Below are 25852 nucleotides of genomic sequence, written 5' to 3' on the forward strand. Positions count from 1 at the left end.
ATTAGTTTTCTGCGGATTGCATTTTCGAATTCCTCTCGCTCGCCCTCCACGCCGATTGATACCTGCGATCATGCGGCCCGCCGCCACTTCGGAAATCGAAAATCCATGGCGACTGGATCCGGTAGGCGCCGCCGCGAATGCTCTCCGACAGCCTTCGACGGTCGCTCGATGAGACAGTCGGATCAGGCAACCCGTCGCTCAGCATGTCCGCCCAGATCGTCGCCAATTCGCGGCGCCGGGGCAGGTAGGCCGCGCGATTATAGACGCCCTCGACCTTCGCCGTCGGGACATGCGCCAGCATGAGGTCGATGACCTGCCGGTCGTGCTCCTTGCCCTCCCGCTCGGCCCATTCGTTCATGATGGTCGAGAAGGCCGCGCGAAAGCCATGCGGCACATGATGACCATGATAGCCGGCGCGATTGAGCAGGTAGCCGATCGCGTTCTCGCTCATCGGTCGATGGGAATGCCTATTGCCTGGGAAGAGCAGTTCACCCTCTCCGGTGAGCGGCCAGAGTGCCCGAAGTACGGCCAGGCATGGCTGAGTGATCGGCACGAGATGATCGCCGTTCACCTCGTCCTTGCGATCGAGGTCGCCTTTCATGCGGGAAGCGGGAATGCGCCAGAGCGGCAACCTGCCGTTCAAATCCTCGAACTCATCCCAGCGCGCGCCGCGCAGTTCGCTTGGACGCACCGCCGTTAGCGCGAGCAGGTGCATCCCAAGCCGGGTAATCGGCCGGGCATAATCCTCCTCGGCCGCGATGATCATCTTACGGAGTGGGGCGAGGTCGGTAATCGCCGGCTGGCGGCCCTTGCGAAGCGGTTTCAGGACCTTGCCGAGCTTCTCGGCCGGGTCCGTCTGCACGATGCCCTGCGATGCCGTAGATGAAGACGGCTGATATCCTCTGTCGGATGCGCTTGGCCGTACGATCGACCCACGGGCCTCGATCTCGCGCAGAACACCAAGCACGAGCGGCGGGGTCAGCTGGGCGATCGGCAACATGCCGATCGTCGGAAAGACGTCCCGCTCAAGGCTGCGAATGATGTCGGCCGCGTGGATCCTGGCCCACTGCGACTTGGCGTTCTCATGCCATTCGCGCGCGACGCGCTCGAACGTCTGGCAACTGGCCTCAATATTCTCTTCGATCCTGAGTTTCTTCACCACGGTCGGGTCCCGGCCTTCGCAGAGAACCGTATAGGCCTCGTCGCGCTTGCCGCGCGCATCGGCAAGCGAGACGAGCGGGTAGGCGCCGAACGCCATGCACTTCTGCTTGCCGTCATATTTGTAGTTCCAGCGCCAGAGCTTTCCGCCGCTGGGCGTCACCAGAAGGAACAGCTGATTGCTGTCGGTCAGCTTGTAGGGTTTGGGTCGCGGCTTGGCCGCGCGGGCTTTTGCATCACTGAGCAACGGTCTTCTCCAGATACCATATTTTCGCCCGCCGATACCATGCGCCAGTACCTTCGATTCGTCGGATTGCTCCGAACGGCTCCGGACGGCCACGGCCAAGCTGGTCTGTTAAGTATCAGATTTCAGGAGAGAAAAGTCGATACTGGTGGACTTCTGCGGACCCTCGCGGAGGGGCCACTGGCGGAGCGGGAGGGATTCGAACCCTCGATACGCTTTTGGCGTATACTCACTTTCCAGGCGAGCGCCTTCGACCACTCGGCCACCGCTCCGCATTTCCCGGACAGGAAGGCGCTGCCCTAGGGCCTGTTGCGGCGGCGCGCAACCCGTGAGCGATTGCATCGCCGCCATGCTCCGTGCCACACTCGCGGCCATGCTGATTTCCCTGCTCCCGCTGCTCGTTTTGGCCCAGGCCGCACCCCCTGCACCCTCTGCACCCGCCACGCCGCCGGCACCATTGCCGTCGGACGTTGCCGCGCAGGATTGGCGGGCGATCCCCGATGACGAGTTGCTGGTGATGACTCTGACCGGCAACCGAAGGGTCGTGATCCGGCTTGCCGCGCGTTACGCGCCCGAACATGTCGCCAACATCCGCACGCTGGTCAGGGCCGGCTGGTGGGACGCGGCCAGCGTGTACCGCGTGCAGGAAAACTGGGTCGCGCAATGGGGCGATGCGACCGAGACGAAAAAGCTTCCAGCCGGCGTGGTCGAGACCCCGGCAGCCGAATATGAAATCGCCGGTTTCACCGTCGCGCAGCGATTGACCAAAGCGGATTCGCACTCGACCGCATCGGGCTTCAGCGCCGATGGCTGGCCGATCGCGACGAATGGAAAGGCGGCGTGGCTGACGCATTGTTACGGCATGGTCGGCGTCGCACGCGGGCCTTCTCCCGACACCGGCAGCGGCGCCGAACTGTTCACGCCGATCGGCCAGTCGGCACGGCGGCTCGACCGCAACTACACCGCCGTTGGGCGCATCATCGAGGGTATGAAATATCTTTCCGCCCTGCCTCGCAGCGATGCGGCGATGGGCGTCTATGCGACCGCAGCCGAACGGTCGGGGATCGTCTCGGTCAAGCTGGCCAGCGACATTCCCGCCGCCGAGCGGCCGAGGTTCGACTATCGCTCGACCGACAATGCGCGCTTCGCCGCGTACATCAAGCTGCGCGAGAATCCCGCATCGCCGATGATCGGATCGGGCGGTGCCGAGCTATGCGAAGTGTCGCTGGCAACGCGGCCCGCGCCGGCCCGCTGACGCTTAGCGCCCGACCCAGTCGGCAACTTCACCGGCGACCTGGTTGGCCGCCTGGTTGAGCCCGATGCCGACCGCACTGGCCTCGACCATGGCGACGGGCACGCGCGCCTCGAAACGGCGTTTCTCGACCACGCTTGCCGACCCGCGGATCAGCGCCGCGTCATAAGTCACCACCGCTTCCTTGGTCGTCGCATCGACGCCGAAGTTGCGCAATTCGCCCGACAGGCGTGCGCCGGGATCGGCAAAGGATTGCGCATTGCTCAGCACCACGCGCCCGGTCTTCGCGCCGACCGTATCCGACAGCAATCGCGCAAACAAACGGGCGGGCTGTTCGACCCATTGCGCATTGGCGACATAAGCGATCGCGGTATCGCTTGCCTGCACCGGCACGCGCGTGGTGGCCAGCGCCTGCGATACGGCCGGCACCAGGATGGTGATCGTCGCGCTTTTCGACGAATCCTGCACTTGTCCGATCGGCACGACCGATGCGGAGCTGATCGTCAGCAGCACGGGCGGCGGTTTGGCGCCGAAGCTGATGCAAGCGGACAGCGGCAGCAGGGCGAGGATGATAAGCGGCTTCTTCATGGGGCGCCTCACTTGCTGGGCTTATAGTCGGGAAGTTTCGGCGATCCGACCAGCGCGCCGGCACCGCCCTGATCGATCTTTTCAGCAACAGAGGTAAGCGCGGCCGACATCTGGCGCAGATCGCGAACAAGCAGCCCGACCTCGGGAATGGTCTGTTTCGAGAAGGCCTGGACCCCGGGCCGTGCGTCCGCGATCACCGCGTCAAGCGATTCCATACTGTGTTGCGCGGCGGCCACCGCCTTGCTCAGATTCTGCGTCGCCGGTCGGACATCATCATTGATCATGGCGTTGGTCGAGCCCGCAAGCTGGCCGATCTGCTGCGCGGCGTCGCCGGCCTGCTTGATCGCAACCCGCGTCTCGGCGAGCGTCGCCGCGATCTCCGGCCCGCGATCGGCGAGCGCGCCGGTCAGCCGGTTGGTGTTGGCAAGAATGCCCTCGATCGATTTCTGGTTCTTGTCCGACAGCATCTCGGTCAGACGCTCGGTCAGCGTTGAGAAGCGTTCGAGCAATTGCGGTGCGGAGCTGAGGATCGCGCCAAGACCACCCTGTTTGGGCGGGATCACCGGGACGCCGTACGGGCAGGATTTTTCCGGCTGGACTTGTGGGCAACCGATCGGTGGCGCCCCCTTGACCGCGCCGTCGAGCTGAATCTGGCTGACGCCGGTGAAACCGACACCCTGGATCGTCGCGGTGGTCCCTTCGAGCACCGGTGTATCGTCATCGACGGAAATGCGCACGCGTACGAACTGGGGATCGGGCTTCCACAGCGAAATCTCCTTCACCTGCCCCGCCGGCACGCCCGAAAAGGCCACCGCCGACCCCTTGTTCAGGCCATCGACAGACTGTTTGAAGAAGATGTCATACTCCTTCTCGGACGAGCCGTTGAGGCGCGCAATCCACACCGTGAACAGCGCGAGTACGGCAAGCAGGATCAGCACCACGGCACCGACCAGGACATGGTTCGAACGGGTTTCCATTAGCGCGTAGCCCCTGCTTGTTCACTCTGTTCCCGCGCTCGTTCGACCGAGGCGGTGGCATTGCGGCCACGCGGGCCGTTGAAATATTCCTGGATCCACGGATGGTCCAACGCGAGTAGTTCCGGAATCGTGCCGACCGCGATCACTTTCTTGTCGGCGATCACCGCGACCCGGTCGCAGATCGCATAAAGCGTGTCGAGATCATGGGTGATCAGAAAGACAGTCAGGCCGAGCGTCTTTTGCAGCCCCTTGGTCAGCTCATCGAATGCCGCCGCGCCGATCGGGTCAAGCCCGGCGGTCGGTTCGTCGAGGAACAGCAGTTCGGGATCCATCGCCAGTGCGCGCGCAAGACCGGCGCGCTTGCGCATGCCGCCCGACAATTCGGCGGGGTATTTGGGTCCGGCATCGGCCGACAGGCCAGTCATCACCACCTTGTACGCCGCGATCTCGTCGAGCAGCGACGGATCGAGCCTGGGGTAGAATTCGCGCAAGGGCACCTGGATATTCTCGGCCACCGTCAGGGTCGAGAACAAGGCGCCACCCTGGAACAGCACGCCCCAGCGCTTACGAATATCGACCGCCTCGGTTTCCTCGCGACCGATGGTCGGTTCGCCGAATACCGTGATCTCTCCCTCGTCAGGGGTCTGCAGGCCGATGATCGAGCGCATCAGCACCGACTTGCCGGTACCCGAACCGCCGACCACGCCGAAGATCTCGCCGCGGTGAACCTCGAGGTCGAGCCCTTCATGCACCACCTGATCGCCGAAGCTGTTCTTCAGCCCGCGCACGGTGATGATATTCTCGGGGGCGCGCCGGTCGCTCAATTCCAGCCTACCCAGGTAAAGAATACTGCAAAAAAAGCGTCGAGCACGATCACCAAGAAGATCGCCTGAACCACCGCCGACGTGGTGCGCAGGCCGACCTGTTCCGCATCGGCCTCGACCATCATGCCCTGGAAACAGCCGGCGATGGCGATGATCGCACCGAACACCGGCGCCTTGACCAGCCCGACATACAGGTCGGTGATCGGCACGACTTCGCGAATGCGCTGGATGAAGGTGACCGGCGGGATGCCGAGCGAAATCCAGCACAGCAACCCACCGCCGATGATCGCAGTCAGTGAGGCGTAAAAGCCGAGCAGCGGCATCATCAGCACGACCGCGAGCGTACGCGGCAGCACCAGCGCCTCCATCGGCGAAACGCCGATCGTGCGCATCGCATCGACTTCCTCGGTCAGCTTCATCGTGCCGATCTGCGCCGCGAACGCCGATCCGGAACGGCCCGCGACCATGATCGCCGTCATCAGCACGCCAAGTTCGCGCAGCGTCAGCCGCCCGACCAGATTGATCGTGAACACTTCCGCGCCAAACTGGCGCAACTGCACCGCGCCCTGTTGTGCGATGACGATCCCGATCAGGAAACTCATCAGGCCGATGATGCCAAGCGCGGACACGCCGACGACCTCGAAGCGCTGCACAGTCGCGTTGAAGCGGAAACGGTTCGGATGGCGAATAACATTGCCCAGTGCGATCACCGTCGCGCCCATGAAGCCGAGCAGCCCGACCGTGGTCTTCAGCGCCATCATCGTCGCTTCGCCGACCTCACCGAGCACGCGCGAGAAGCTGCCGACATGTTCGGGCCGCATCTTGACCGCCTGGTCGGCGGCCCTGACCTGCTCGAGCAGATGCTCGGCATCGGCATCGAGCCCCTCGATCTTCGCGTCATGTTCGGCGGCGAAACGCTGCACGACCCAGGCGCCGACCGTATCGATGCGGTCGATCCCGCTCAGGTCGAGCCGGTCGACCGGACCATCATAGGCACGCAGCCGTTCGGGCAAGTCGCCGATCCGCGATAGCGACAAATTGCCGGAAAAGCGCAGGACATCACCGTCGGCGGCGCGTTCGTGCGAGAAGGCGGCGACATCGTTCATCGCGCCCACCCTTGGTGCAATCGCGCTGGATCGGCAAGCCGAATGCCGCGTAAGACCAACTGATGACGAGAGAAGCTCCGCACCAACTTGCGATTTACGACATGGACAAGACGATCACCGTCGCGCCAACCTGGACGCGCTTCCTGATCGGTGCCGCGCGTGCGCATGCACCGTGGCGACTGGCACTGTTGCCGCTCGCGGGGCTCGCGGTCGGCGGCTATGGATTGAAGCTGATCAATCGCGCCCGTTTGAAACAGGTGACGCAGCGGCTCCTGCTCGGCGCGTCTATCTCCCGCCGGGATGCCGATATCGTGTCCATCCGTTTCGCCGATCGGGTGGTCGCCGATGGTCTGTTCGCCGGCGCGCGCGCGCGGATCGACGCCGATCGCGCGGCGGGTTATCGCCTGGTCTTGGCGACCGCTTCCTATGACTTCTATGTCACCGCGATTGCGCAGCGGCTCGGCTTCGATGCGGTGATCGCGACCGGCTCGCGGCTGACCGAAGACGGGCACATCTGCGCGGCGATCGATGGTGAAAATTGCTACGGCCCGGCCAAGCTGCGCATGATTCAGGCCTGGCTCGTTGCACAAGGTATCGATCGGTCGGAAACGCAGGTTCGTTTCTATTCCGACCACGTGTCCGACGCGCCGACGCTCGACTGGGCCGACGAGCCGTTTGCCGTGCATCCGAGCCCCGCGTTGCGCGCGCTCGCCTACGTCAAGGGCTGGCCGATCCTCGACTGGTAGATCGCACGATCTCAAAGCAGCATATCCACGGTATGGATGATCAGCCCGACCAATCCGCCGACCAGCGTACCGTTGACGCGGATATATTGCAGGTCGCGCCCGACGGCATTCTCCAGCCGCTGGGTGATCGTGCGCGCGTCCCAACCGCGTACCGTCTCCGACACGAGCCGGACGATGCCGTCGCCATAATCTGCCGCCATGCCCACCGCTGCCCGTCGCGTGAAACGGTTGATGGTTGCTCGAAGCCCTGAATCTTCCTGCAATGTCGTGCCCAACTGGCGCAACATATCGCCCAGTTTGCCGCTCATCGCGGCATTGGGGTCGCGCGCGAGCTTGAGCAGACTGGCCCGCGCGCTTTCCCACATGCCGTCGAGCCAGCGCTGCATCGCGGGATTGTCGATCAGATCGGCCTTGAGTGCCTCAATCTTGGCGCGCATCTTCGGATCATATTGCAGATCATAGGCGAGGACCTCGAGCCCCTCCTCGGCCTTGGCGCGCAGCGGATGATCGGGATCGTCGGCCATGTCGTTGACCAGCCCGTCGAGCCCGGAGATGATCTTGTCGGCGAGCGTCTCGTCGAGCCCGGTCCAGCGCAGGACCGACCCGGCGCGTTCATGCACCATCGCGCGCACCAGATGCTCGTTCGAGCTGAGCACTTGCGCCGCCCAGCGGATGATGCCGTCGAGCAGCGGCAAATGACGTTTCTCGGCGATCGCCGCGGTCAGCGCCTGACCGAGCAGCGGCGAGACCTCGAGCGTGCGCAGTCGCTGGCCGATCGCTCCCTTGACCATGCCGCCGAGACGTTGCGGGTCGAACGCCTCAAGCATGTTGGCGACCAGCCCCGACGCGCCACGCCGCAACCGACCCTCGCTGCCTGCCGGCGCGGAGAGCCAGCGGCCCGCCGCCGATGCGAGATCGAGCTGACGCATGCGCCGCGCGACGACGCCGGGAATAAGGAAATTGTCGCGCAGGAACTGTGCCAGCGTGTCGCCGATGCGGTCCTTGTTGCGCGGGATGATCGCGGTGTGCGGAATGGGCAGGCCGAGCGGATGGCGGAACAAGGCGGTCACCGCGAACCAGTCGGCCAGCCCGCCGACCATCGCCGCCTCGGCAAAGGCTCGAATGAAGCCGTACGCCGGATTGCCCCCAAATCCCGAAACATTGTCGAGCGCGCGCGTCGCGAGGAACAGGATGGCCATCGCGACGAGCAACCCGGTGGCGACGATTCGCATGTGACGCAGCCCCGCAGGCACGGCTTCTGCGTTGCGGGATGCGCGGGCGAGCAGCTTCATGGGTGAAACAATCCCCGAAACCGGGGATTGTTCAAGTGCGAAGGCCTTTTAACGTCACTCTGCGGGATGCGGGAGGTCGTCACCAGGCTTTGGCCCGCCGATCCGCGTCGGCGCGGACGGCAAATGCGGCCGCGGATCATGGTCGATTACCGGCAGGCCTTCATCACCCGGCTTATAGGTCAGCAGGCCGCGGCGCAGTTTCGGTCCGATCCATTTCTCGACCCCGACCGCAAGACTGAAGCTGGCCGGCACGATCAGCAATGTGAGGATCGTCGACAGAGTCAGGCCGCCGATCACCGTGATGCCCATCGGCGCGCGCCATGATCCGTCGCCACCCAGAGACAAAGCCGTTGGGACCATGCCGGCGACCATCGCGACCGTGGTCATGACGATCGGCTGAGCGCGCTTGTGCCCGGCATCGATGATCGCGGTTGAAACATCGACGCCCTTCTCGATTTCCTCGAGCGCGAAGTCGATCAGCAGGATCGAATTCTTGGCGACGATGCCGAGCAGCATGAGCAGGCCGATGAACACCGGCATCGACAGCGGGTTGCCCGTCACGAGCAGCGCAATCAGGCCGCCGAGCGGCGCCAGCAGCAGCGACCCCATGTTGACCAAAGGCGGCAGGACGCGGCGATAAAGCAGCACCAGCACCGCGAACACCAGGCCGACGCCGGCGATCACCGCGGTGATGAAGTTCCTGACCATCTCCCCCTGCCATTTGGTCTGGCCGAGCGTCAGTTCGCCAACGCCGATCGGCAGGTTCTTCATGGTCGGCAAAGCGTGAATCTTGGTCTGCGCCGTACCACTGACCACGCCCGGGGCAAGGTCGGTGCCGACGGTGATCTGGCGCTGCTGCGCGACGCGTTCGATCTTGGTCGGACCGGCGCCGAAGCCGATCTCCGCAATCACATTGAGCGGCACCGAACCGCCCGTCGCGGTGGCGACCGGCAGATTCTGGATCGTCGACAGGCGTTCGCGCGCATTCTCGTCGAGCGCGACACGGATCGGTACCTGGCGATCCGACAGCGAGAATTTCGCGCTGTTCTGGTCGATATCGCCCAGCGTCGCGATGCGGATCGCATTCGACAGCGCCGCCGTCGTGACGCCGAGATTGGCAGCCAGGTCGAGCCGCGGCTTGATGACGATTTCCGGTCGCTGCAGATCGCCGCTGATCCGCGGCGCGACGAGTTCCGGCAGCTGGCCCATTTCGCGCACGAGCTTGACCGCCGTGTCGTTGAGCAGCTTGGGATCGTCGCCGCCAAGCACGATGGTCAGTGCGCGGCCGCTGCCGCCCCAGCCATTTTGCGAGCGGAACGTGACGCGCGCATCGGCGATCGCATTGAGTTTCGGCGCGAGCTTCTGTTCGAACTGGGTGCTGGTCAGGCCCTTGTCCTTGTTGAACAGGGCAACCACCCGGCCATTGCCGACAAAGGACCGCGAATAGACCGATTTCACCGCCGGCTTTTCCGCCGCAAGGATATCGGCGACTTGCTTGACCACCTTGCTGGTCTGTTCGAGCGTCGTGCCCGGCACCATCTCCACCAGTGCGGTGGTCGCGTCCTGATCCTGTTCAGGCTGGAAGGTCATCGGCAGGAAATATGCGCACACCACGGTGAGTGCGAGCGCGGTCATGCCGCCGACCACTGCCGACCAGCGATGCCGGAGCGTCCATTTGAGAGTGGCGAGATAGCCATGCATCAGCCGCCCCTCGCCATGTTCGGCATGGCCAAAGGCCTTCAGGAAATAGGCCGCGATCATCGGCGTCAACAGGCGCGCGACGGCAAGGCTCATCAACACCGCGGCGACGACGGTCAGGCCGAAATTCTTGAAGAACTGACCCGACACGCCAGGCATCAGGCCGACTGGCAGGAACACCGCGACGATCGCCATGGTGGTCGCAAGCACGGCCAGCCCGATCTCGTCGGCGGCATCGATCGACGCCTGATAGGCGGTCTTGCCCATGCGCATGTGGCGGACGATATTCTCGATCTCGACGATCGCGTCATCGACCAGCACGCCGGCGACTAGGCTGAGCGCAAGCAAGGTCAGCTGGTTGAGGTTGAACCCCATCAATTCCATGAACCAGAAGGTCGGAATCGCCGATAGCGGGATGGCGAGCGCGGAAATGACCGTCGCGCGCCAGTCACGCAGGAACAGGAACACCACGAAGACCGCGAGCAAGGCGCCCTCGATCAGCGCTTCGATCGCGCTGTGATATTGTGATTCGGCATATTGGGTTTCGTTGAAGATCAGCTTGAACTGGACCTTCGGGTTGCGCTTCTGCAGGTCCGCCAGCTTCTTTTCGGCGGCGTGGAATACAGTCACGTCCGATCCGCCCTTGGCGCGCTGGAAGTCGAAGGTGACGACTTGCTTGCCGTCGAACGTGGATTCTGAACGCTGTTCGGCATAAAGGTCGCGAACGCGGCCGATATCGGAGAGGCGAACGGTTCGCCCGCCACCCACCGAGATCTGCGTCTGGCCAAGTTCATAGGCGTCCTTGGCATTGCCGAGCACGCGGACCGACTGTTCCGACCCGGCAATCTCCGCGCGACCGCCGGCCGCGTTGAGATTGACCTGGCGAAGCTGCTGGTTGACCTGGTTCGCCGTCAACCCCTGTGCCTGCAGTTTCAGCGGGTCGAGGATGATGCGAATCTCGCGGCTGACGCCGCCATTGCGGCTGACCGTCGCCATGCCGGGAACCGACAGCAATTCCTTGCTGACATTATTATCGATGTACCAACTCAGCTGCTCGATCGTCATGTCTGAAGTGATTGCGGAATAGCTGGCAAGATCGTTGCCGCTGGTGTTCGCGCGATAGATTTGAGGCTCGAGAATGCCGTCGGGCAAGTCGCTGCGGATTTGCGTGATCGCGTCGCGAATATCGATGACGGCACGATCGATCGGCGTCCCGATATTGAGCTGGATCACGGTTTGCGAGCTGCCCTCGGTGATCGTCGAACTGATCTCATCGATGCCCTGCAAGCTGCGCACTGCGGATTCGACTCGCTGTGTAACTTGCGTTTCCAGCTCGCTCGGTGCGGCCCCCGGCTGGCTGATGACGACGATCGCCACCGGAAAATCAATATCCGGGTCGTTGTTGACCTGCATGCTCATGAAGCTGAAGACCCCGGCGATCGACAGCGCGATGAACAGTACGATCGAGGGTACCGGGTTGCGGATCGACCAAGCCGAGATGTTCCGGAAATTCATAGCGATCAGCCCTTAGCCTTGACGACGATCGGCAGCACTTTCTGCCCCGGGTTGAGGAACGCGCCGGCCGACTGCACGACACGTTCCGCCCCGGTCAGTCCCGATGCGATCGCGACACCCGAATCGGTCACCGCGCCGACCTTGACGTCGCGCCGCTCGATCTTGTCGTCCTTGCCGATGATATAGACGAAATTGCCGCGATCGTCACTGAGCACCGCCGATTCGGGCAACTGTGGCGAAGTCGCGGCCCCGCTGGTAATCTCCGCCGCGGCGAAACCGCCCGGACGCAGCGCCGGATTATAGGTCAGCGCGATGCGCGCGGTGCCCTGGCGCGTCTGCGGATCGATGATCGGCGACACCTGCCACACCTCGCCGACGAAGCTTTCCTTGCCGCCGACCGGCGTCACCTTCGCGCGCACGCCGATGCCGAGCCCGGTCAGATCGGCCTCGCTGAGCGCCGCCAGCATTTCCATTTCGCCGCCCTTGGCCATGCGGAACAATATGCCCGAGCCCGAGCTGACGATCTGACCGGGCTCGACGTTGCGCGTCAGGACCAGGCCGGCGGCGGGCGCGCGGATATCGAGACGGCCGGTGCGGGCGTTCTGTTCGCTCAGCGTCGCCTGGGCGACGCGGACGCGCGCCAGCGCCGCATCGCGGGTCGCCGCCTTGCGCTCGAGATCGGCCTTGGAGATGAAACCGCGATTGACCAGCTGCTGCGCACGGTTGAGCTCGGACTGGGCGATCGCCGCATCGGAACGTGCCACGCTGATCTGCGCCGATAGCGATGCCGCGGTCTGGGTCTGCACTGAACGATCGACGGTGGCGAGCACCTGTCCCGCGCCGACCCACTGGCCGGGCTCGACCAGCACGCGGGTCACCATGCCGCCCTCGCCGGCAACGCCGACGGGCATTTCACGCCGCGCCGCGAGCGACCCGGTGGCCGACAGGACGCGCGGCACCAGCGTGGTACCGGGAACGGTGACGGTCACGCTGGGCAGCTGCTCGACATGTTTTTCCTCGGGCTTCTTGCCGAAGCCGAAGGCGAACCAGGCGGCGACGGCAAGCAGCAGGACGGCGACCGCGCCGACGATCCACCAGACCAGGTTGGAGCGCTGTGCCCCACCACCGGGAAGCGCCAGCCGTCCGTCATTGTCGAACGTCGCCGATTCGTAGTTCATCTGATCCACTTTCCCCGTCCCGGCTATCCATCGGCCCAAATTCCGTGGGACTGTATTAGCGAAATAAGTCACCGACCTCAATAGATCGTTTTCACCGAGGCGCGGCCTGCCCTTTTTTGCGTGTCGTCGCAAGCGCGACCAATCGTTGCGGTGAAGAAACGGGTTGCATTGATCGGCCTTGAGGAGGACGTTCCGCACGGTCTCGCGACGCAGCGGGCCGATAACATGGGAGTGAAGCGATGCTCGCAAATGGAATCATCGGGTGGTTGTTGATCGGCCTGGTGGCCGGCATTCTCGGCAAAATCATCATGCCCGGCAAAGATCCGGGTGGCTTTATCGTCACGATCCTGATCGGCATCGCGGGCGCGCTGCTCGGGGGCTATCTTGCGCCGATGCTCGGCTGGCAGCCCAATGCGGTGTGGGAACGCTATGTCGCAGCGACCGCCGGCGCGGTCGTGCTGCTGGCGCTGTACCGGCTGGTGATGACGCGCCGCGTGCGCTGATCCTGCCGCCCACTCGTTCAGCTTAGGTTGGCCCGCGCGGCGCCAGATCACGCCATGCGGGCCAATCGGCCTGAAATACGACGGGAGTTTTAAAATGAAGTTGATCGCGTCCGCACTGGCGCTCGCCGCGCTGCCACTTGCCTCTGCACCCGCGAGCGCGCAGGTCATGCAGCAGATGCTGCCAGATGGTACCATATTGGATGTAACGGCCACCGGGCAGACGACGCGCGTGCCCGACATCGCGACGATTCGCGCCGGCGTGGTGACCCAGGCGGCGACCGCCGGCGCGGCGCTCGGCGACAATGCGCAGGCGATGTCGCGCGTCCTCGCCGCGCTGAAGCGCGCCGGGATCGAGGCACGCGATGTGAACACCGCCAATGTCGGGCTCAGCCCGCAATATCGCTACGTCGAGAATCAGGCGCCGGTGATCACCGGATACCAGGCAACCAACACAGTGTCGGTGCGATTTCGCGATATCGCCAAGTCTGGGGCGATCCTCGATGCGCTGGTCAAGGAGGGCGCGAACCAGATCGACGGGCCCAATCTGGCGATCGACAAGCCCGACACCGCGCTCGATGAGGCACGCACCGATGCGGTCAAACGCGCGCGCGCGCGGGCCGAGCTCTATGCGCGTGCCGCCGGACTGACCGTGTCGCGGATTATATCGATTACGGAGAATGGCGAGAATGCGGGCGGATCGCCACAGCCCCCGATGCTCTACGCACGCGCCAAAGCGGCCGATGCCTCGACTCAGGTCGCGGCGGGCGAAACCGACGTGACGGTGACGGTCAATGTCCGTTTCCTGCTGAAATAACGAAACGGGCCGCCCGACGGTGTCGGGCGGCCCGTAATGTTCGTCTTGGCGGTCGCTTTAGCGAACGCTGCCGCGACGGACCAGATTGACGATCGCAAGCAGGATCACCGCGCCGATCAGCGAATAGATGAACGTGTTGACGGTGATCACCTGATTGATACCGCCGCCGAACAGGAACGATGCGATCACCGATCCGATGATGCCGACGACGATGTTCAGGATGATGCCCTGTTGCCCGTCAGTGCGCATGATCATGCTGGCAAGCCAGCCACAAACGCCACCAACCACGAGCCAAACGATAAGACCGACCATAATACCCTCCGTTGACGCCCATTGATCGGGCTGACGAGGGGAAATACTCGCAAGCCTGCGAATTTGTTCCGGTAGCGGTTTAACTTCCTTGATCAGTATTTCTGCTGGCGCTCGTAAAGCGAGCGATAATGCTGGATGCGCGTCACCCGCAGGCCGGGCATACCCGAGCGATCGATCGCCCGCTGCCAGCCGGCGAATTCCTCCACCGTCAGATTATAACGCGCGCAAACTTCGTCGACCGTCATCAGGCCGCCATTGACCGCGGCGACGACTTCGGCCTTGCGGCGAACCACCCAGCGCGTCGTTTCGGGCGGGGGCAGGCTGTCCAGGGTCAGCGGCTCGCCGAGCGGGCCGATCACCTTGGCTGGACGGATTTTCTGGTTTTCGATCATTCTCAACCTCGATCGGGGCGGGGGGCCCCCTCTCATCAATTTCAATAACGGCATTTACACTGCGGACTTGAACACGGGCTAAAGCGGCTCGGTAAACAGCGTCTTCATATCTCTCTCCAGCGGATGATCGCGCTGGCCATCGCGGCATTGAACGCACCATGCAGCGGCGCGAACGGATTGGCGGCGACGACCGGCGTTTCGAACAGGCACGACTGGAACAGAGCGGTCGGGCTCGCCGCTTGTCGCGCGGTGATCCCGACCATCATCACCGCCAGATCGGCCGGCAGGATGGCAACGGAAGCGTCGTGCTCGAAACGGGAAAAGCTTAAATCCACTCAGGCGCCCTATGAAAGAATCAGCGTTGGACAGCCTTGATAGACACCGAGGTCTAAAGGTGAGGTAAAGCCGGTGAAAACGCTTTGGAAAGCATGTGTTTTGCAATGGGACACCCCGGCCCCTATGTGCGGCAGCATGATCACCGAAGGCGATTTCCAGCTCGGGCCGGAGCTCAAGGGCAAGCGCATCGTCGTCGCCATGTCCGGCGGCGTCGACAGTTCGGTCGTTGCCGCCCTCGCCGCGCGCACCGGCGCGGAGACGATCGGCATCACGCTGCAGCTCTACGATCATGGCGAAGCGGTCGGCCGCGCCGGATCGTGCTGCGCCGGTCGTGATATCCGCGATGCGCGCGCGGTGTGCGATCGGCTCGGCATCGCGCATTATGTCTATGACCATGAATCGAGCTTTCGCGCCGAGGTGATCGATGGCTTTGCCGATGAATATCTAGCCGGACGTACGCCGATCCCGTGCGTCCGCTGCAATATGGGGCCAAAATTCACCGATCTGTTCGGCATGGCGCGCGACCTTGGGGCGGATTGCCTGGCGACCGGCCATTATGTCCGCCGTATCGAGGGACCGAACGGAGCGGAATTGCACCGCGCTGTCGATCCGGCGCGCGACCAGAGCTATTTCCTGTTCGCGACGACGCAGGACCAGCTCGATTATCTACGCTTTCCCCTGGGCGGCTTGCCCAAGGCGCGGGTGCGCGAACTGGCGGCGGAGCTTGGGCTCGGCGTCGCGGCCAAGCCCGACAGCCAGGATATCTGTTTCGTGCCCGACGGCGATTATGCCGCGCTGGTCAGGAAACTGCGGCCCGATGCGGATACCAGCGGCGATATCGTCGACGAGTCCGGGCGCAAGCTCGGCGCGCATCGCGGCCTGATCCACTTCACCGTCGGCCAGCGTCGCGGGCTGGAGATCGGCGGCACGCCCGAGCCGCTTTATGTCGTCCGGCTCGAACCCGATACGCGCCGCGTCGTGGTCGGTCCGCGCACCGCGCTGGCGGTCGATGCCGCTCGCCTGACGGACATCAACTGGATCGGCGGCAACCATAATGGGCCAGTCAGCGCCAAGGTCAGGTCGATGGCGAAGCTCGTGCCCGCCCGGCTGGCGGACGACCGCGTGACCTTCGACGCGCCGGAATATGGCGTCGCGCCGGGGCAGGCGGCAGTGCTTTATGATGGCGACCGGGTGCTCGGCGGCGGCTGGATCGCGGAGACCGAGCGAGCCGAACTCGCCGCCGCCTGAAACTCCTCAGCGAACCTTCAACGGCACGCCTTTGAACGGCTCGGGCTGACAGCCAAGTACCGGATCGAAGCGCGCCGATCGGCTCGCCACCAGCGGCACCCACGCGGTGACAGTCTTCGTGGAGGGATCGTCGGAAAGCTGGATCGCCGCCATGCCGGGTTCGAAATCCGCGCGGCAGCTCCTCAGGTCGCGATTGCCGATATAGTGGCAAGCGCAAGCGACGCGCGCGGCGTAGCCGGTGCCGAGCTCAAGCTGCGGCGTCATCGCGCGAGCGTAAAGCCAGCCACCGCCAAGCAGTGCCACGAGCAGCACGGCAATGGTCGATAGAACCCAGATTTTGCGGGAACGTCTTGCCTTCATCGGTGCACACCCTATCGTTACGGCGATGATGCGCAAGCTCGCCTTCGCCGCCCTGCTGCCGCTGCTGCTGGCGGGGGCCGATAGCGGCGCGGAACATCCGGCTTATTCGATCGGCTCCTGTCCCGGCGCCAATCTCAGCCGGTCGCTCGAGCCGGTGAAAAAACTGTTCAGCGACCACCCCGAAACCCGCGCGGTGCTGATCACCACTGACGGATGCCCCGCGTTAAAGGCTTATGCCCCGGGCTATTCCGACAATAATCGCTTCATCAGCTGGTCGATGGCCAAGACCATCACCGGCATGCTGGTCGGCGAGCTGGTCGGCGACGGCCGCCTGTCGCTCGATGCGCCGGCACCGATCGCGGAATGGCACAAGCCGGGCGATCCGCGCGCCGCGATCACGCTGCGCCATTTGCTCAACATGTCGTCGGGGCTCGCCCATGTCGAAGTGGGCAATCCGGTCGAGCGCTCGGATACCAACCAGACGTTGTTCGTCGCCTATACCGGCAATATGGCGGCGGCGGCGATCGCCCATCCGCTGGCGAGCAAACCGGGATCGACCTTCCAGTACAGCTCGCTCACGACGCTGATCCTGGCCGAGATCGTCACCCGCACGCTGACCGACAGCCGCGACCCGAAGGTCCGCGCGGCGGCCTATACCGCCTTTGCCCGGAAGCGCGTGTTTCGCCCCGCCGGGATCAGGAGCGCGGTACTCGAATTCGACGGCGCGGGCACGCAGATCGGGGGGTCGATCCTGCACATGAGCCTGGCCGATTGGGGCCGGATCGGCGGTCTGTTGCTCGACGGAAAGGCGGCGGACGGCGCGCAGGTGATCGCGCCGGACTGGCTCATTTTCATGAAGACGCCGGCGCCGACCAACACCGAATATGGCGGTCAGACCTGGCTCAACCGTCCCGGCGGTGCCGGCGGACACAGCGCATTGTTCCCGGGCAAGGGTCCGGCGACTGCGCTCGCGGCCGACGGGCATCTCGGCCAATTGGTCATTGCCAGCCCCGACAGCGGACCGGGCCGCGGCGTGGTCGTGGTGCGGCTGGGCAATACGCCCGACAGCAACAACCCCGCACTGATGCAGACGCTGGGCGATGTGGTCGCGGGGTTCGATCGGCGGTAGAGTCTGTGCGACTTGCGTCGGTTCGGTGCCAGCCCACTCCCCTCAGTCGAGGAAGAAGATGCCCTCGATCACTGTCGCGCACTTACCGCCAAGGATCACGCGGTCGCCGTCGAGCCGGCAGGTCAAATGCCCGCCGCGCGCGCTTGCCTGAAAGGCGGTGAAATGGTCGCGACCGAGGCGTTTTGCCCAATAGGGCGTCATCACCGCATGCGCCGACCCGGTCACCGGATCCTCGTCGATCGAATAGGCCGGGGTGAAAACCCGGCTGACCACATCGGTCTCAACGCCGGGTGCCGAAACGACCGCGACGATCTTTCCGGCCCCGGCGAGCGCGCGCAGATCCGGCGCGATCTCGCGCACCACCGCTTCGTCCGCGAGGATCACCAGCGCATAACCCTTGTCGTACCACAGCGTCTCGACCGGCTCGACGCCCAGCGCCGCGACGATCTCGGGCATGTCTTTCGCGACCGGAGCCCATGCCGGCAAGCCGAGCGCATAACCGTCGTCGTCGCGGGCAACCTCCAGCAAACCGGCCTGGCGGGTGCGGAACGTGACCTTTTCGATTGCGCTGTCGGACGACAGTACGAAATGGCCGCTGGCAAGCGTCGCATGACCACATAGTGCGACTTCCGCGCCAGGCGTGAACCAGCGCAGTTCGAAATCGGCCGCGTCACTGGCATCGGGAATCAGGAAGGCGGTTTCGCTGAGATTATTCTCGGTCGCGATTCGCTGCAGCACATCGTCGTTAAGCCAGGCGGCCAGCGGCATCACCGCCGCCGGATTGCCCTGAAATGCCGTGGCGGCGAAGGCATCGATCTGCACGAACGGAATTCTCACGGCTTCTGCCTCACGGTTTCGCAATAGGATTGGGGAATCAGAGGCGCTTGCCGAACCAGTGCGGCGTGACGTCGGCCTCGATCAGCGGATTGTCGGTATCGACATGCCCCTCGGGGTCGAGATGGATCAACACCTCGACCTTGGGATAGGCACCTCGCAATGCTCGTTCGACGCCTTCAACGATGTCATGCGCGGCGATCATCGTCAGGTCGCGACCGACCTCCATATGGAATTGCGCGAAATCATGGCTGCCGGAACGACGCGTGCGGAAATCATGAATGCCCTTGATGCCCGGCTGGCGTGCGGCGACCTCGATGAATCGCGCACGCTCAACCTCGGGCCATTCCTTATCCATCAACTGGTCGATCGCATTGCTCGACGCGCGGAACGCGCCCCAGGCGAGCCACAGCGCGATGGCAATGCCCATCAGCGGATCGGCCCCATGCAAGCCGACATACTGATCGAGGATCAATGCGGCGATGACCGATCCGTTGAGCAGCACGTCCGATTGGTAATGGACATTGTCCGCCATGATCGCGACCGATCCGGTACGACGGATGATGCGGCGCTGATACGCCAGCAGCACGACCGTCGCCAGAATCGCGACGACCGATACGATGATGCCGAAACCGGCATCCTCGGTCGGTGTCGTGTCACCGAAGCGCATCACCGCACGCCACGCGATGCCGGCGGCAGAGGCGGTAATCAGCATGACCTGGAACAGTGCCGCCAGCGCCTCCGCCTTGCCGTGGCCGAAACGGTGGTCGTGATCGGCCGGTTCGGCCGCCAGCTTCACGCCGTACAACGTGACCAGCGACGCGAGCAGATCGAGCCCGGTATCGGCGAGCGACCCAAGCATCGCCACCGACCCGGTATGCCAGGCGGCGAACCCCTTCAACAACAGCAGGAAACACGCCATGCCGACGCTGGCGAGCGCGGCCCGCACGGCGAATGGAACGGCGCGGCGCTGATCCTCCGTCATGGGTAAAGCAGCCCTTCGGTCCAGCTGTCGCCCCAATCGCTGCCGACACGCGTGAACAAGCGGCGTTCGTGCAGCCGGTGTTCGCGGTCCTGCCAGAATTCGATGCGCAACGGGCTGACCCGATATCCCGACCAGTGCGGCGGACGCGGCACATCGCCACCGGCGAAACGCGCCTCCATCGCCGCAAAGCGCGCCTCGAACGTCTCGCGCGCGTCGAGCGGCCGCGACTGATCCGACGCCCAGGCTCCGATCTGCGAATCGCGCCCGCGCGTGACGAAATAATTGTCCGCCTCCGCGTCCGTAACCGGCGCGACATCGCCCTCGATACGGATCTGCCGGCGCAGCGATTTCCAGTGGAACAGCAAGGCGGCCTGGCGATTGGTGGCAAGGTCGTCGGCCTTGCGACTCTGCTGATTGGTGTAGAAGACGAACCCATCGCGGCCATGCCCCTTGAGCAGCACCATCCGCACCGCCGGACGCCCGTTTCCATCGGCGGTGGCAAGCGCCATCGCATTAGAATCGTTCAACTCGGTATCGCGCGCTTCGGCATACCAGCTGTCGAACAGGGCAAAGGGATCGTCGGCCATCGCCGCGCCTTAGCGCGATCCCCGATTGGCCGCCACGAAGAAGTCGATAAAGGCGCGCAGCGCCGGGCGCATATGGCGGCGGCTGGAATGGTAGATGAAGAAGCCGGAGAAGGGCGGGCAATTGTCCGGAAAGAGTTCGATCAGCCGGCCCGCCGCAATGTCCTCGGCGGCGCGCCATTCGTATATGAAGGCGATGCCAGCGCCCGCCACAGCGGCCTGGTAAATCAGAAAATCGTCATTCGCGGTAAGCGATCCCGCCATGTCTGACAGGGTGATCTCCTGCCCATCCCGCACGACTTCCCAGGCATAGAGGTTACCGCCGGTGAAGCGGCGCTGCAGGCAGCGATGCTGCGCCAACGCCTCAAGCGTCTCGGGTCGCCCATGCCGCTCCAGATAGGCCGGTGCGGCGACGATCGCGAGGCGTTGTGGCCCGCCGATCCGTGTCGCGATCATGTCGGGCTGGAGATTTTCGCCAAGGCGCAGCCCGGCATCGAAGCCCTCGGCAACGATATCGACGAAGCGATCCTCGATTGCGACATCCAGGTTGATCGCGGGATGACTCTCGGCAAAATCACCGAGATGCGGTGCGAGGAGTTGCGCGGCGGCGAAACGCGGCGCGTTGATTCGAATGCGCCCGGCCGGCATCGCATCTGCCTCGCACGCATCCCGCACCGCCGCCTCGATCTCGCCCAGCGCCGGATCGAGCCGGGCGAGCAGCCGCTGCCCCGCCTCGGTCAGCGCCAGACTGCGCGTCGTGCGATTGAACAGACGAACGCCGAGTCGGGTCTCCATCATACCGACCGCGTGGCTCAGCGATGACGGTGCCATCTCCAGCCGCCGCGCCGCGCTGCGAAACCCGCCATCGTGCGCAACCGCGGCGAACAGCGTGAGATGGGACAGGGAATCACGGTCCATTGATCGATCCAATCGAACAGGATGTGCGGAATAGCTCATCTAGTCCGTACAGTCGATGCCGCCCATATCCGCCCGGTCATCATCTGAGGAGATACGACATGAAACGGCGCAAACTCGGAATTCTTGAAACATCCGCGATCGGGCTCGGCTGCATGGGCTTCACCGCCGCTTATGGCGGGCAGGAGGAAGCTTCGTCGATCGCCACGCTGCATCGCGCGGTCGATCTCGGCGTCACGCTGTTCGATACAGCGGAAGTGTACGGCCCATACGAGAACGAAGAGATCGTCGGCCGCGCGCTGAAAGGTGTGCGCAACAAGGTCAATATCGCAACCAAGTTCGGCTTCCGCATCGGCAACGAGGGTGTCGGGTTTCAGCGCACCACTGGATTGAACGGTACGCCGGAAAATGCGCGGGCCGTGGCGGAGGCATCGCTCAAGCGGCTCGGCATCGACGTGATCGACCTCTATTATCTCCACCGGCCCGATGCCGCGACACCGATCGAGGAATCGGTCGAAGGGATGGCGGCGCTGGTAAAGGAAGGAAAGGTGCGCGCGATCGGCCTGTCCGAGGTGAGCGCGGACCAGTTGCGCCGCGCTCATAAGATTCACCCGATCGCCGCGCTGCAGAGCGAATATTCGCTTTGGCAGCGCGATGTTGAGATAGACATTCTTCCTGCCTGCCGCGAACTCGGCATCGGCTTCGTGCCGTTCAGCCCGCTTGGCCGCGGTTTTTTGACGGGCGCCATCCGAAGCAAGGGGGATCTGGCGGGAAAGGACGACTTCCGGGTTAATCTTCCCCGCTTCGCGGACGAGAATTTCGCCGCGAATCTCTCATTGGTCGATACTTTGGCGGCGATCGCCAAGGAGCGCGGCGTCACCACCGCTCAATTGGCGTTGGCCTGGGTAGTTGCGCAGGGTGACGACATTGTCCCGATCCCCGGCGCGCGGAAGATTCCGCATCTCGAGGACAATGTCGCCGCAATCGATATCATGTTGTCCGACGACGATCTCGACCGTATCGGCGCGGTAATGGCGGACGTAAAAGGGGAGCGCTACGCCGGGCGCGAGGCGGCTTTGGTCGGCCGCGACTGACCTTTCCGTCGACGAGCAGCGGAACGACTCCGCCGCTCGTCGATTGAACCGGTTCGCAACAAAGGAACCGGGCATGGCCGCACGCGCCTATTGGCAGGGACAGATCAGGCTCGCGCTCGTTTCGATCCCGGTCGAAATCTATTCCGCGACCAAATCGGGCGCGCAGATCAGCTTCAAGCAGATCCATGAGCCGACCGGCAAACCGATCCATTATGAGAAGGTCGTGACCGGCGTCGGCCCGGTCGACACCGACGAGATCATGAAGGGGTTCGAGTATCAGAAGGGCAGTTACGTGCTGCTCGAACAGGACGAAATCGACGCGGTGAAGCTCGAATCGAAAAAGACGCTCGAACTGACTCAGTTCGTCGACGCCGACGAGATCGACGTACTTTATTATGAAAAGCCCTATTTCGTGGTCCCCGCCGACGATCTCGCCGAGGAAGCGTTCATCGTGCTGCGCGAGGCGCTCAGGCGATCGAAAAAGGTCGGGCTCGGCCAGCTCGCGATGCGCGGGCGCGAATATATCGTCAGCCTGAAACCGTGCGGACGCGGCATGGTGCTGGAGACGTTGCGCTACGCCGATGAGGTCAACCAGGCGCAAGGTTATTTCCGCGATATCCCCGACACCAAGCCCGACGCCGATCTGATGGATCTGGCCGAGGCGCTGATCGCGAAGAAATCGGGATCGTTCCACCCCCAGGAATTCCACGATCGTTATGTCGACGCGCTGAAGGACCTGATCGAACGCAAACGCAAATCGAAGGGCGGCAAGATCATCGAGGAAAAGGACGACGACACGTCGAAGCGATCCGGTTCCAACGTGGTCGACCTGATGGCGGCACTCAAGAAATCGATGGAGAAATCGGGCGGCTCGACGGCCAAGGCAGCGCCGGCCAAAGCGGCGGCAAAAACGCCGACCAAAGCGCCGGCGAAACGCGCACCGGCGAAAAAGCGTGCTTAACCCCCTTCCCCGTCACCCCGGCAAAGGCTGGGGTCTCGTGCCGTGCGGGCGCGCTTCGTTATCTGGAGATCCCAGCCCGCGCTGGGATGACGCTAGAGCGGCGAGGGAGGCCTAGTGGCCAAGGCCCCCGATCCGCTCGCGCTGTACAACGCAAAGCGCGACTTCGCGAAAACCGCTGAACCGGCGGGCACCCTCGCGCCGGGAAACGGCAACAGCTTCATGGTTCAGAAGCACGACGCCAGCCGATTGCACTGGGATTTCCGCATCGAGGTCGACGGCGTGCTCAAAAGCTGGGCAGTAACGCGCGGCCCGAGTCTCGACCCAGACCAGAAACGTCTCGCGGTCCGTACCGAGGATCACCCGATGTCCTATGCGACATTCGAAGGGACAATCCCGGCGGGCGAATATGGCGGTGGCACGGTGATGCTGTGGGATCGCGGCACCTGGGCACCGATCAAGGGCAAGAGCGCCAAGGACCTCGACAAGGGCCATCTCCACTTCGTGCTCGATGGCGAGCGGATGAAGGGCGAATGGCTGCTCATCCGCCTGCGCCCGCGCGGCAAGGAAAAGGGCGAGAACTGGCTGTTGCGCAAGATCGACGATGCCGAGGCGGGCGGCGCGGACGCGCTGGTCGAGACCGCGCTGACCAGCATCAGCACCGGGCGCACGATGGTCGAGATCGCAGAAGGGAAAAAGAAAATCCTCCCCGGCACGGGGAGGGCAACCGCGCGAAGCGTGGTGGAGGGGGCGGGCCGCAAGCGTAACACTGGCGGAAGCGCGCGCCCACCACCCGCCGGAAGAGGCGGGCGGTCCCCCTCTAGGGCAGGATTTCAGGAACCACAGCTCTGCACGCTGGTCGACAGCGTCCCGACCGGCGGCCAATGGCTGCACGAGGTCAAATACGACGGCTACCGTGCGCTGATCGCAATCGCCAAAGGCAAGGCGAAGGTCTTCACCCGAAGCGGGCTCGACTGGACCGACAAATTCTCCGCGATCGCCACGGCCGCCGCGAAGATTCCCGTGAAATCGGCCCTGCTCGACGGTGAAATCGTCGCGTTCAAGGACGGCAAACCGGATTTCTCCACGCTGAAAGACGCGATTTCCAACGCCGGCGACATGACCCTTTTTGCCTTCGACCTGCTCGAGCTCGATGGCGAGGATCTGACTGGCCTGCCCAACGTCCAGCGCAAGGACCGGCTGCGCCCGCTGATCGATGGCGCCGATGCCCGGCTGCAATATTCCGAGCATATCATCGGCAGCGGCGAGCAATTGTTCGCGACGATGTGCCGCGAAGGATATGAAGGAATCGTCTCCAAACTCGCCGATGCGCCGTATCGCGGCCAGCGCACCAAGGCGTGGCTCAAGACGAAATGCATCCAGCGGCAGGAATTCGTCATTATCGGCTGGACACCAAGCGACAAGTCGCGCGGCTTTCGCGCGCTGCTGCTCGGCGTGAACGGGCCGGACGGCTTCGTCTATGCCGGCAAGGTCGGCACCGGTTTCAGTACCGACTTGATGATCGAGCTGAGTGCGAAGCTCAAGAAACTCGAGCGCAAGTCGCCGACGGTGAAGGCGCCGCGCGCGGCGGTGCGCGGCGCGCACTGGGTGACGCCCAAGCTGGTTGCGGAAATCGCCTTTGCCGAAACGACGCCGGACGGCGTGTTGCGTCATTCAAGCTTTCTCGGCCTGCGCGAGGACAAGGCGGCGGAGGATGTCGTCGCGGAAACGCCCGCTGCGATCCCCGCTGCACCCGAGATTCATGTCACGGTGAGCAGCCGCGATCGACTGATCTTCCCCGATTCGGACGTCACCAAGGGCGATCTTGCCGATTATTATGCGCAGCTCGCGCCCGCCATGCTGCCCTGGGCCGCGAACCGCCCGATCAGCCTGGTGCGTTGCCCGCAGGGACGCGGCAAGCGCTGCTTCTTCCAGAAGCACGACGCGGGCGCGTTCGGCGAGCATGTCCATCAGGTGCCGATCCGCGAGAAGGATGGATCGACCGAGCACTATATCTATGTCGACACCGCCGATGGGCTGGTGATGTGCGTGCAGATGGGCACGATCGAATTCCATGGCTGGGGTTCACCCGTGTCGGCACTCGAACAGCCGGACCGGCTGGTCTTCGACCTCGACCCCGACGAAGGACTTGGCTTCGATATCGTCAAAAAGGCGGCCGAAGACCTGAAGGAGCATCTCGCCGAGATGGGCCTGACCAGCTTTTCGATGGTCACCGGCGGCAAGGGCGTCCATGTGATCGTACCGCTCAAGCCCGATGCCGAATGGCCCGCGGTAAGGGATTTCGCCGATCGCTTCGCGCGCGCACTGGCCGAGGCCGAGCCCGAACGCTTCGTCGCGACGATGTCCAAGGCCAAGCGAACGGGCCGCATCTTCATCGACTGGCTGCGCAACCAGCGCGGCAGCACCGCGATCATGCCCTATTCGGCACGCGCACGATCGGGCGCGCCAGTCGCCGTGCCGGTCACCTGGAGCGAGCTGCGCGACCTCGACCGCGCCAACAGCTGGGGCGTGCGCGATGGAGCGGAACTGGTCGAACGCGCCAATTCCCGCGCCCTCGCCGGCTGGGGCATTGCCGATCAAGTGCTGCCCGACCTGTGACCCTAAATCCTCCCCCGGAACCGGGGGAGGGGAACCGCCCGCTTCTTCAGCGGGTGGTGGAGGGGGGCGCTCTCCACATGCGCAGCGCTTGCGGCCAACCCCCTTGTATCTAGACGAGCACGGCTCGTTTCTGCTGGAAGCGACTGAGCGCCGGGGTGGGTGGCCACCCACCCCGGCGCGGCGGCGATGTC

25 protein-coding genes and 1 tRNA gene are annotated in these 25852 nt (G+C 64.1%); 9 read left to right on the top strand and 17 right to left on the bottom strand.

Annotated elements, in window-relative coordinates; genetic code table 11:
• Position 1: 1 nt before the first annotated feature.
• Positions 2-1405, bottom strand: coding sequence for a tyrosine-type recombinase/integrase (locus ACVWZA_RS20670; protein WP_457313329.1), 1404 nt, complete (start codon positions 1403-1405; stop codon positions 2-4).
• A gap of 178 nt (positions 1406-1583) precedes the next feature.
• Positions 1584-1674: transfer RNA gene (locus tag ACVWZA_RS20675), tRNA-Ser, on the bottom strand.
• 56 nt (positions 1675-1730) lie between these two features.
• Between ACVWZA_RS20675 and ACVWZA_RS20680 the strand changes: the two genes are divergently transcribed.
• Positions 1731-2657, top strand: coding sequence for a peptidylprolyl isomerase (locus tag ACVWZA_RS20680; RefSeq protein ID WP_457313330.1), 927 nt, complete (start codon positions 1731-1733; stop codon positions 2655-2657).
• A 3-nt stretch (positions 2658-2660) separates the two neighbouring features.
• On the opposite strand, the gene ACVWZA_RS20685 is transcribed toward ACVWZA_RS20680, so the two are convergent.
• The 4 genes from ACVWZA_RS20685 to ACVWZA_RS20700 are packed head-to-tail and all read right to left on the bottom strand — an operon-like array spanning position 2661 to position 6149.
• Positions 2661-3242 carry an ABC-type transport auxiliary lipoprotein family protein gene (locus ACVWZA_RS20685; RefSeq protein WP_457313331.1) on the bottom strand — a complete coding sequence of 194 codons (582 nt, stop codon included), beginning with the start codon at positions 3240-3242 and terminating at the stop codon, positions 2661-2663.
• Positions 3243-3250: 8 nt separating this feature from the next.
• Positions 3251-4219: an MlaD family protein gene (locus tag ACVWZA_RS20690; protein WP_457313332.1), complete on the bottom strand. Its 969-nt coding sequence runs from the start codon at positions 4217-4219 to the stop codon at positions 3251-3253.
• Entirely contained in the window at positions 4219-5043 is an 825-nt protein-coding gene (locus tag ACVWZA_RS20695; RefSeq protein WP_457313333.1) for an ABC transporter ATP-binding protein, read from the bottom strand. Before ACVWZA_RS20695 ends, ACVWZA_RS20690 begins: the two co-directional genes overlap by 1 nt.
• A complete protein-coding gene (locus ACVWZA_RS20700) occupies positions 5040-6149 on the bottom strand; it encodes an MlaE family lipid ABC transporter permease subunit (protein WP_457313334.1) in 1110 nt (369 codons plus the stop codon). The genes ACVWZA_RS20695 and ACVWZA_RS20700 overlap by 4 nt, the downstream gene beginning before the upstream one ends.
• A gap of 62 nt (positions 6150-6211) precedes the next feature.
• Between ACVWZA_RS20700 and ACVWZA_RS20705 the strand changes: the two genes are divergently transcribed.
• Complete coding sequence (locus tag ACVWZA_RS20705) at positions 6212-6895, top strand: HAD family hydrolase (RefSeq protein ID WP_457313335.1); 684 nt, start codon at positions 6212-6214, stop codon at positions 6893-6895.
• A gap of 11 nt (positions 6896-6906) precedes the next feature.
• Here the strand turns inward: ACVWZA_RS20705 and ACVWZA_RS20710 are convergent, their stop codons facing one another.
• From ACVWZA_RS20710 to ACVWZA_RS20720, 3 genes are read right to left on the bottom strand one after another with little or no spacing between them, the layout of a single operon-like run.
• The gene (locus tag ACVWZA_RS20710) at positions 6907-8187 is read right to left on the bottom strand and encodes a DUF445 domain-containing protein (protein WP_457313336.1); all 1281 of its coding nucleotides are present in this window, start codon (positions 8185-8187) and stop codon (positions 6907-6909) included.
• Positions 8188-8241: 54 nt separating this feature from the next.
• Entirely contained in the window at positions 8242-11400 is a 3159-nt protein-coding gene (locus ACVWZA_RS20715; protein WP_457313337.1) for an efflux RND transporter permease subunit, read from the bottom strand.
• Between the two features lie 5 nt (positions 11401-11405).
• A complete protein-coding gene (locus ACVWZA_RS20720; RefSeq protein ID WP_457313338.1) occupies positions 11406-12578 on the bottom strand; it encodes an efflux RND transporter periplasmic adaptor subunit in 1173 nt (390 codons plus the stop codon).
• Between the two features lie 239 nt (positions 12579-12817).
• Between ACVWZA_RS20720 and ACVWZA_RS20725 the strand changes: the two genes are divergently transcribed.
• Positions 12818-13081 (top strand): GlsB/YeaQ/YmgE family stress response membrane protein, encoded by a 264-nt coding sequence (locus tag ACVWZA_RS20725; RefSeq protein WP_457313339.1) that lies wholly within the window; start codon positions 12818-12820, stop codon positions 13079-13081.
• A 94-nt stretch (positions 13082-13175) separates the two neighbouring features.
• Positions 13176-13895, top strand: a complete 720-nt coding sequence (locus tag ACVWZA_RS20730; RefSeq protein WP_457313340.1) for an SIMPL domain-containing protein — start codon at positions 13176-13178, stop codon at positions 13893-13895.
• Positions 13896-13952: 57 nt separating this feature from the next.
• On the opposite strand, the gene ACVWZA_RS20735 is transcribed toward ACVWZA_RS20730, so the two are convergent.
• The 3 genes from ACVWZA_RS20735 to ACVWZA_RS20745 form a co-directional block, all read right to left on the bottom strand.
• Positions 13953-14207, bottom strand: a complete 255-nt coding sequence (locus ACVWZA_RS20735) for a GlsB/YeaQ/YmgE family stress response membrane protein (RefSeq protein ID WP_457313341.1) — start codon at positions 14205-14207, stop codon at positions 13953-13955.
• Positions 14208-14299: 92 nt separating this feature from the next.
• Positions 14300-14599: a CtrA inhibitor SciP gene (gene sciP, locus ACVWZA_RS20740; protein ID WP_183109807.1), complete on the bottom strand. Its 300-nt coding sequence runs from the start codon at positions 14597-14599 to the stop codon at positions 14300-14302.
• A gap of 104 nt (positions 14600-14703) precedes the next feature.
• On the bottom strand, positions 14704-14934 hold the full coding sequence (locus tag ACVWZA_RS20745; protein ID WP_457313342.1) for a hypothetical protein: 231 nt from the start codon (positions 14932-14934) through the stop codon (positions 14704-14706).
• 139 nt (positions 14935-15073) lie between these two features.
• Between ACVWZA_RS20745 and mnmA the strand changes: the two genes are divergently transcribed.
• Positions 15074-16183 (top strand): tRNA 2-thiouridine(34) synthase MnmA, encoded by a 1110-nt coding sequence (gene mnmA, locus ACVWZA_RS20750; RefSeq protein WP_457313353.1) that lies wholly within the window; start codon positions 15074-15076, stop codon positions 16181-16183.
• Between the two features lie 6 nt (positions 16184-16189).
• Here mnmA and ACVWZA_RS20755 read toward each other — a convergent pair whose 3' ends face one another.
• Positions 16190-16495: a hypothetical protein gene (locus ACVWZA_RS20755; RefSeq protein ID WP_457313343.1), complete on the bottom strand. Its 306-nt coding sequence runs from the start codon at positions 16493-16495 to the stop codon at positions 16190-16192.
• Between the two features lie 4 nt (positions 16496-16499).
• Here ACVWZA_RS20755 and ACVWZA_RS20760 point away from each other — a divergent pair, with 4 nt between their 5' ends.
• Positions 16500-17672, top strand: coding sequence for a serine hydrolase domain-containing protein (locus ACVWZA_RS20760; RefSeq protein ID WP_457313344.1), 1173 nt, complete (start codon positions 16500-16502; stop codon positions 17670-17672).
• A 42-nt stretch (positions 17673-17714) separates the two neighbouring features.
• Here the strand turns inward: ACVWZA_RS20760 and ACVWZA_RS20765 are convergent, their stop codons facing one another.
• Genes ACVWZA_RS20765 through ACVWZA_RS20780 form a run of 4 tightly spaced genes read right to left on the bottom strand, consistent with a single transcriptional unit; the run spans position 17715 to position 20993 of the window.
• Positions 17715-18509: a PhzF family phenazine biosynthesis protein gene (locus ACVWZA_RS20765; RefSeq protein WP_457313345.1), complete on the bottom strand. Its 795-nt coding sequence runs from the start codon at positions 18507-18509 to the stop codon at positions 17715-17717.
• Positions 18510-18546: 37 nt separating this feature from the next.
• Entirely contained in the window at positions 18547-19491 is a 945-nt protein-coding gene (locus tag ACVWZA_RS20770; protein ID WP_457313346.1) for a cation diffusion facilitator family transporter, read from the bottom strand.
• Complete coding sequence (gene pdxH / locus ACVWZA_RS20775; RefSeq protein WP_457313347.1) at positions 19488-20078, bottom strand: pyridoxamine 5'-phosphate oxidase; 591 nt, start codon at positions 20076-20078, stop codon at positions 19488-19490. Before pdxH ends, ACVWZA_RS20770 begins: the two co-directional genes overlap by 4 nt.
• A 9-nt stretch (positions 20079-20087) precedes the next feature.
• A complete protein-coding gene (locus tag ACVWZA_RS20780) occupies positions 20088-20993 on the bottom strand; it encodes a LysR family transcriptional regulator (protein WP_457313348.1) in 906 nt (301 codons plus the stop codon).
• A 98-nt stretch (positions 20994-21091) separates the two neighbouring features.
• On the opposite strand from ACVWZA_RS20780, the gene ACVWZA_RS20785 reads away from it, so the two are divergent.
• From ACVWZA_RS20785 to ligD, 3 genes are all read left to right on the top strand, one after another.
• A complete protein-coding gene (locus ACVWZA_RS20785) occupies positions 21092-22084 on the top strand; it encodes an aldo/keto reductase (RefSeq protein ID WP_457313349.1) in 993 nt (330 codons plus the stop codon).
• A gap of 73 nt (positions 22085-22157) precedes the next feature.
• Positions 22158-23045 (top strand): non-homologous end joining protein Ku, encoded by an 888-nt coding sequence (gene ku, locus ACVWZA_RS20790; protein WP_457313350.1) that lies wholly within the window; start codon positions 22158-22160, stop codon positions 23043-23045.
• 114 nt (positions 23046-23159) lie between these two features.
• Positions 23160-25661, top strand: a complete 2502-nt coding sequence (gene ligD, locus ACVWZA_RS20795) for a DNA ligase D (protein ID WP_457313351.1) — start codon at positions 23160-23162, stop codon at positions 25659-25661.
• The last annotated feature ends 191 nt before the right edge of the window (positions 25662-25852 follow it).

It is taken from the genome of Sphingomonas sp. UYAg733, from assembly GCF_054057355.1.

What these genes read in the sequence shown, in the direction of transcription:
- ACVWZA_RS20710 (WP_457313336.1), bottom strand. Translation starts at nt 8,187, where the DNA reads ATGAAGCTGCTCGCCCGCGCATCCCGCAACGCAGAAGCCGTGCCTGCG.
- sciP (WP_183109807.1), bottom strand. Translation starts at nt 14,599, where the DNA reads ATGATCGAAAACCAGAAAATCCGTCCAGCCAAGGTGATCGGCCCGCTC.
- ACVWZA_RS20730 (WP_457313340.1), top strand. Translation starts at nt 13,176, where the DNA reads ATGAAGTTGATCGCGTCCGCACTGGCGCTCGCCGCGCTGCCACTTGCC.
- ACVWZA_RS20705 (WP_457313335.1), top strand. Translation starts at nt 6,212, where the DNA reads ATGACGAGAGAAGCTCCGCACCAACTTGCGATTTACGACATGGACAAG.
- pdxH (WP_457313347.1), bottom strand. Translation starts at nt 20,078, where the DNA reads ATGGCCGACGATCCCTTTGCCCTGTTCGACAGCTGGTATGCCGAAGCG.
- ACVWZA_RS20725 (WP_457313339.1), top strand. Translation starts at nt 12,818, where the DNA reads ATGCTCGCAAATGGAATCATCGGGTGGTTGTTGATCGGCCTGGTGGCC.
- ACVWZA_RS20690 (WP_457313332.1), bottom strand. Translation starts at nt 4,219, where the DNA reads ATGGAAACCCGTTCGAACCATGTCCTGGTCGGTGCCGTGGTGCTGATC.
- ACVWZA_RS20735 (WP_457313341.1), bottom strand. Translation starts at nt 14,207, where the DNA reads ATGGTCGGTCTTATCGTTTGGCTCGTGGTTGGTGGCGTTTGTGGCTGG.
- ku (WP_457313350.1), top strand. Translation starts at nt 22,158, where the DNA reads ATGGCCGCACGCGCCTATTGGCAGGGACAGATCAGGCTCGCGCTCGTT.
- ACVWZA_RS20785 (WP_457313349.1), top strand. Translation starts at nt 21,092, where the DNA reads ATGAAACGGCGCAAACTCGGAATTCTTGAAACATCCGCGATCGGGCTC.
- ACVWZA_RS20770 (WP_457313346.1), bottom strand. Translation starts at nt 19,491, where the DNA reads ATGACGGAGGATCAGCGCCGCGCCGTTCCATTCGCCGTGCGGGCCGCG.
- ACVWZA_RS20700 (WP_457313334.1), bottom strand. Translation starts at nt 6,149, where the DNA reads ATGAACGATGTCGCCGCCTTCTCGCACGAACGCGCCGCCGACGGTGAT.
- ACVWZA_RS20685 (WP_457313331.1), bottom strand. Translation starts at nt 3,242, where the DNA reads ATGAAGAAGCCGCTTATCATCCTCGCCCTGCTGCCGCTGTCCGCTTGC.
- ACVWZA_RS20760 (WP_457313344.1), top strand. Translation starts at nt 16,500, where the DNA reads ATGGTCGATAGAACCCAGATTTTGCGGGAACGTCTTGCCTTCATCGGT.
- ACVWZA_RS20715 (WP_457313337.1), bottom strand. Translation starts at nt 11,400, where the DNA reads ATGAATTTCCGGAACATCTCGGCTTGGTCGATCCGCAACCCGGTACCC.
- ACVWZA_RS20720 (WP_457313338.1), bottom strand. Translation starts at nt 12,578, where the DNA reads ATGAACTACGAATCGGCGACGTTCGACAATGACGGACGGCTGGCGCTT.
- ACVWZA_RS20780 (WP_457313348.1), bottom strand. Translation starts at nt 20,993, where the DNA reads ATGGACCGTGATTCCCTGTCCCATCTCACGCTGTTCGCCGCGGTTGCG.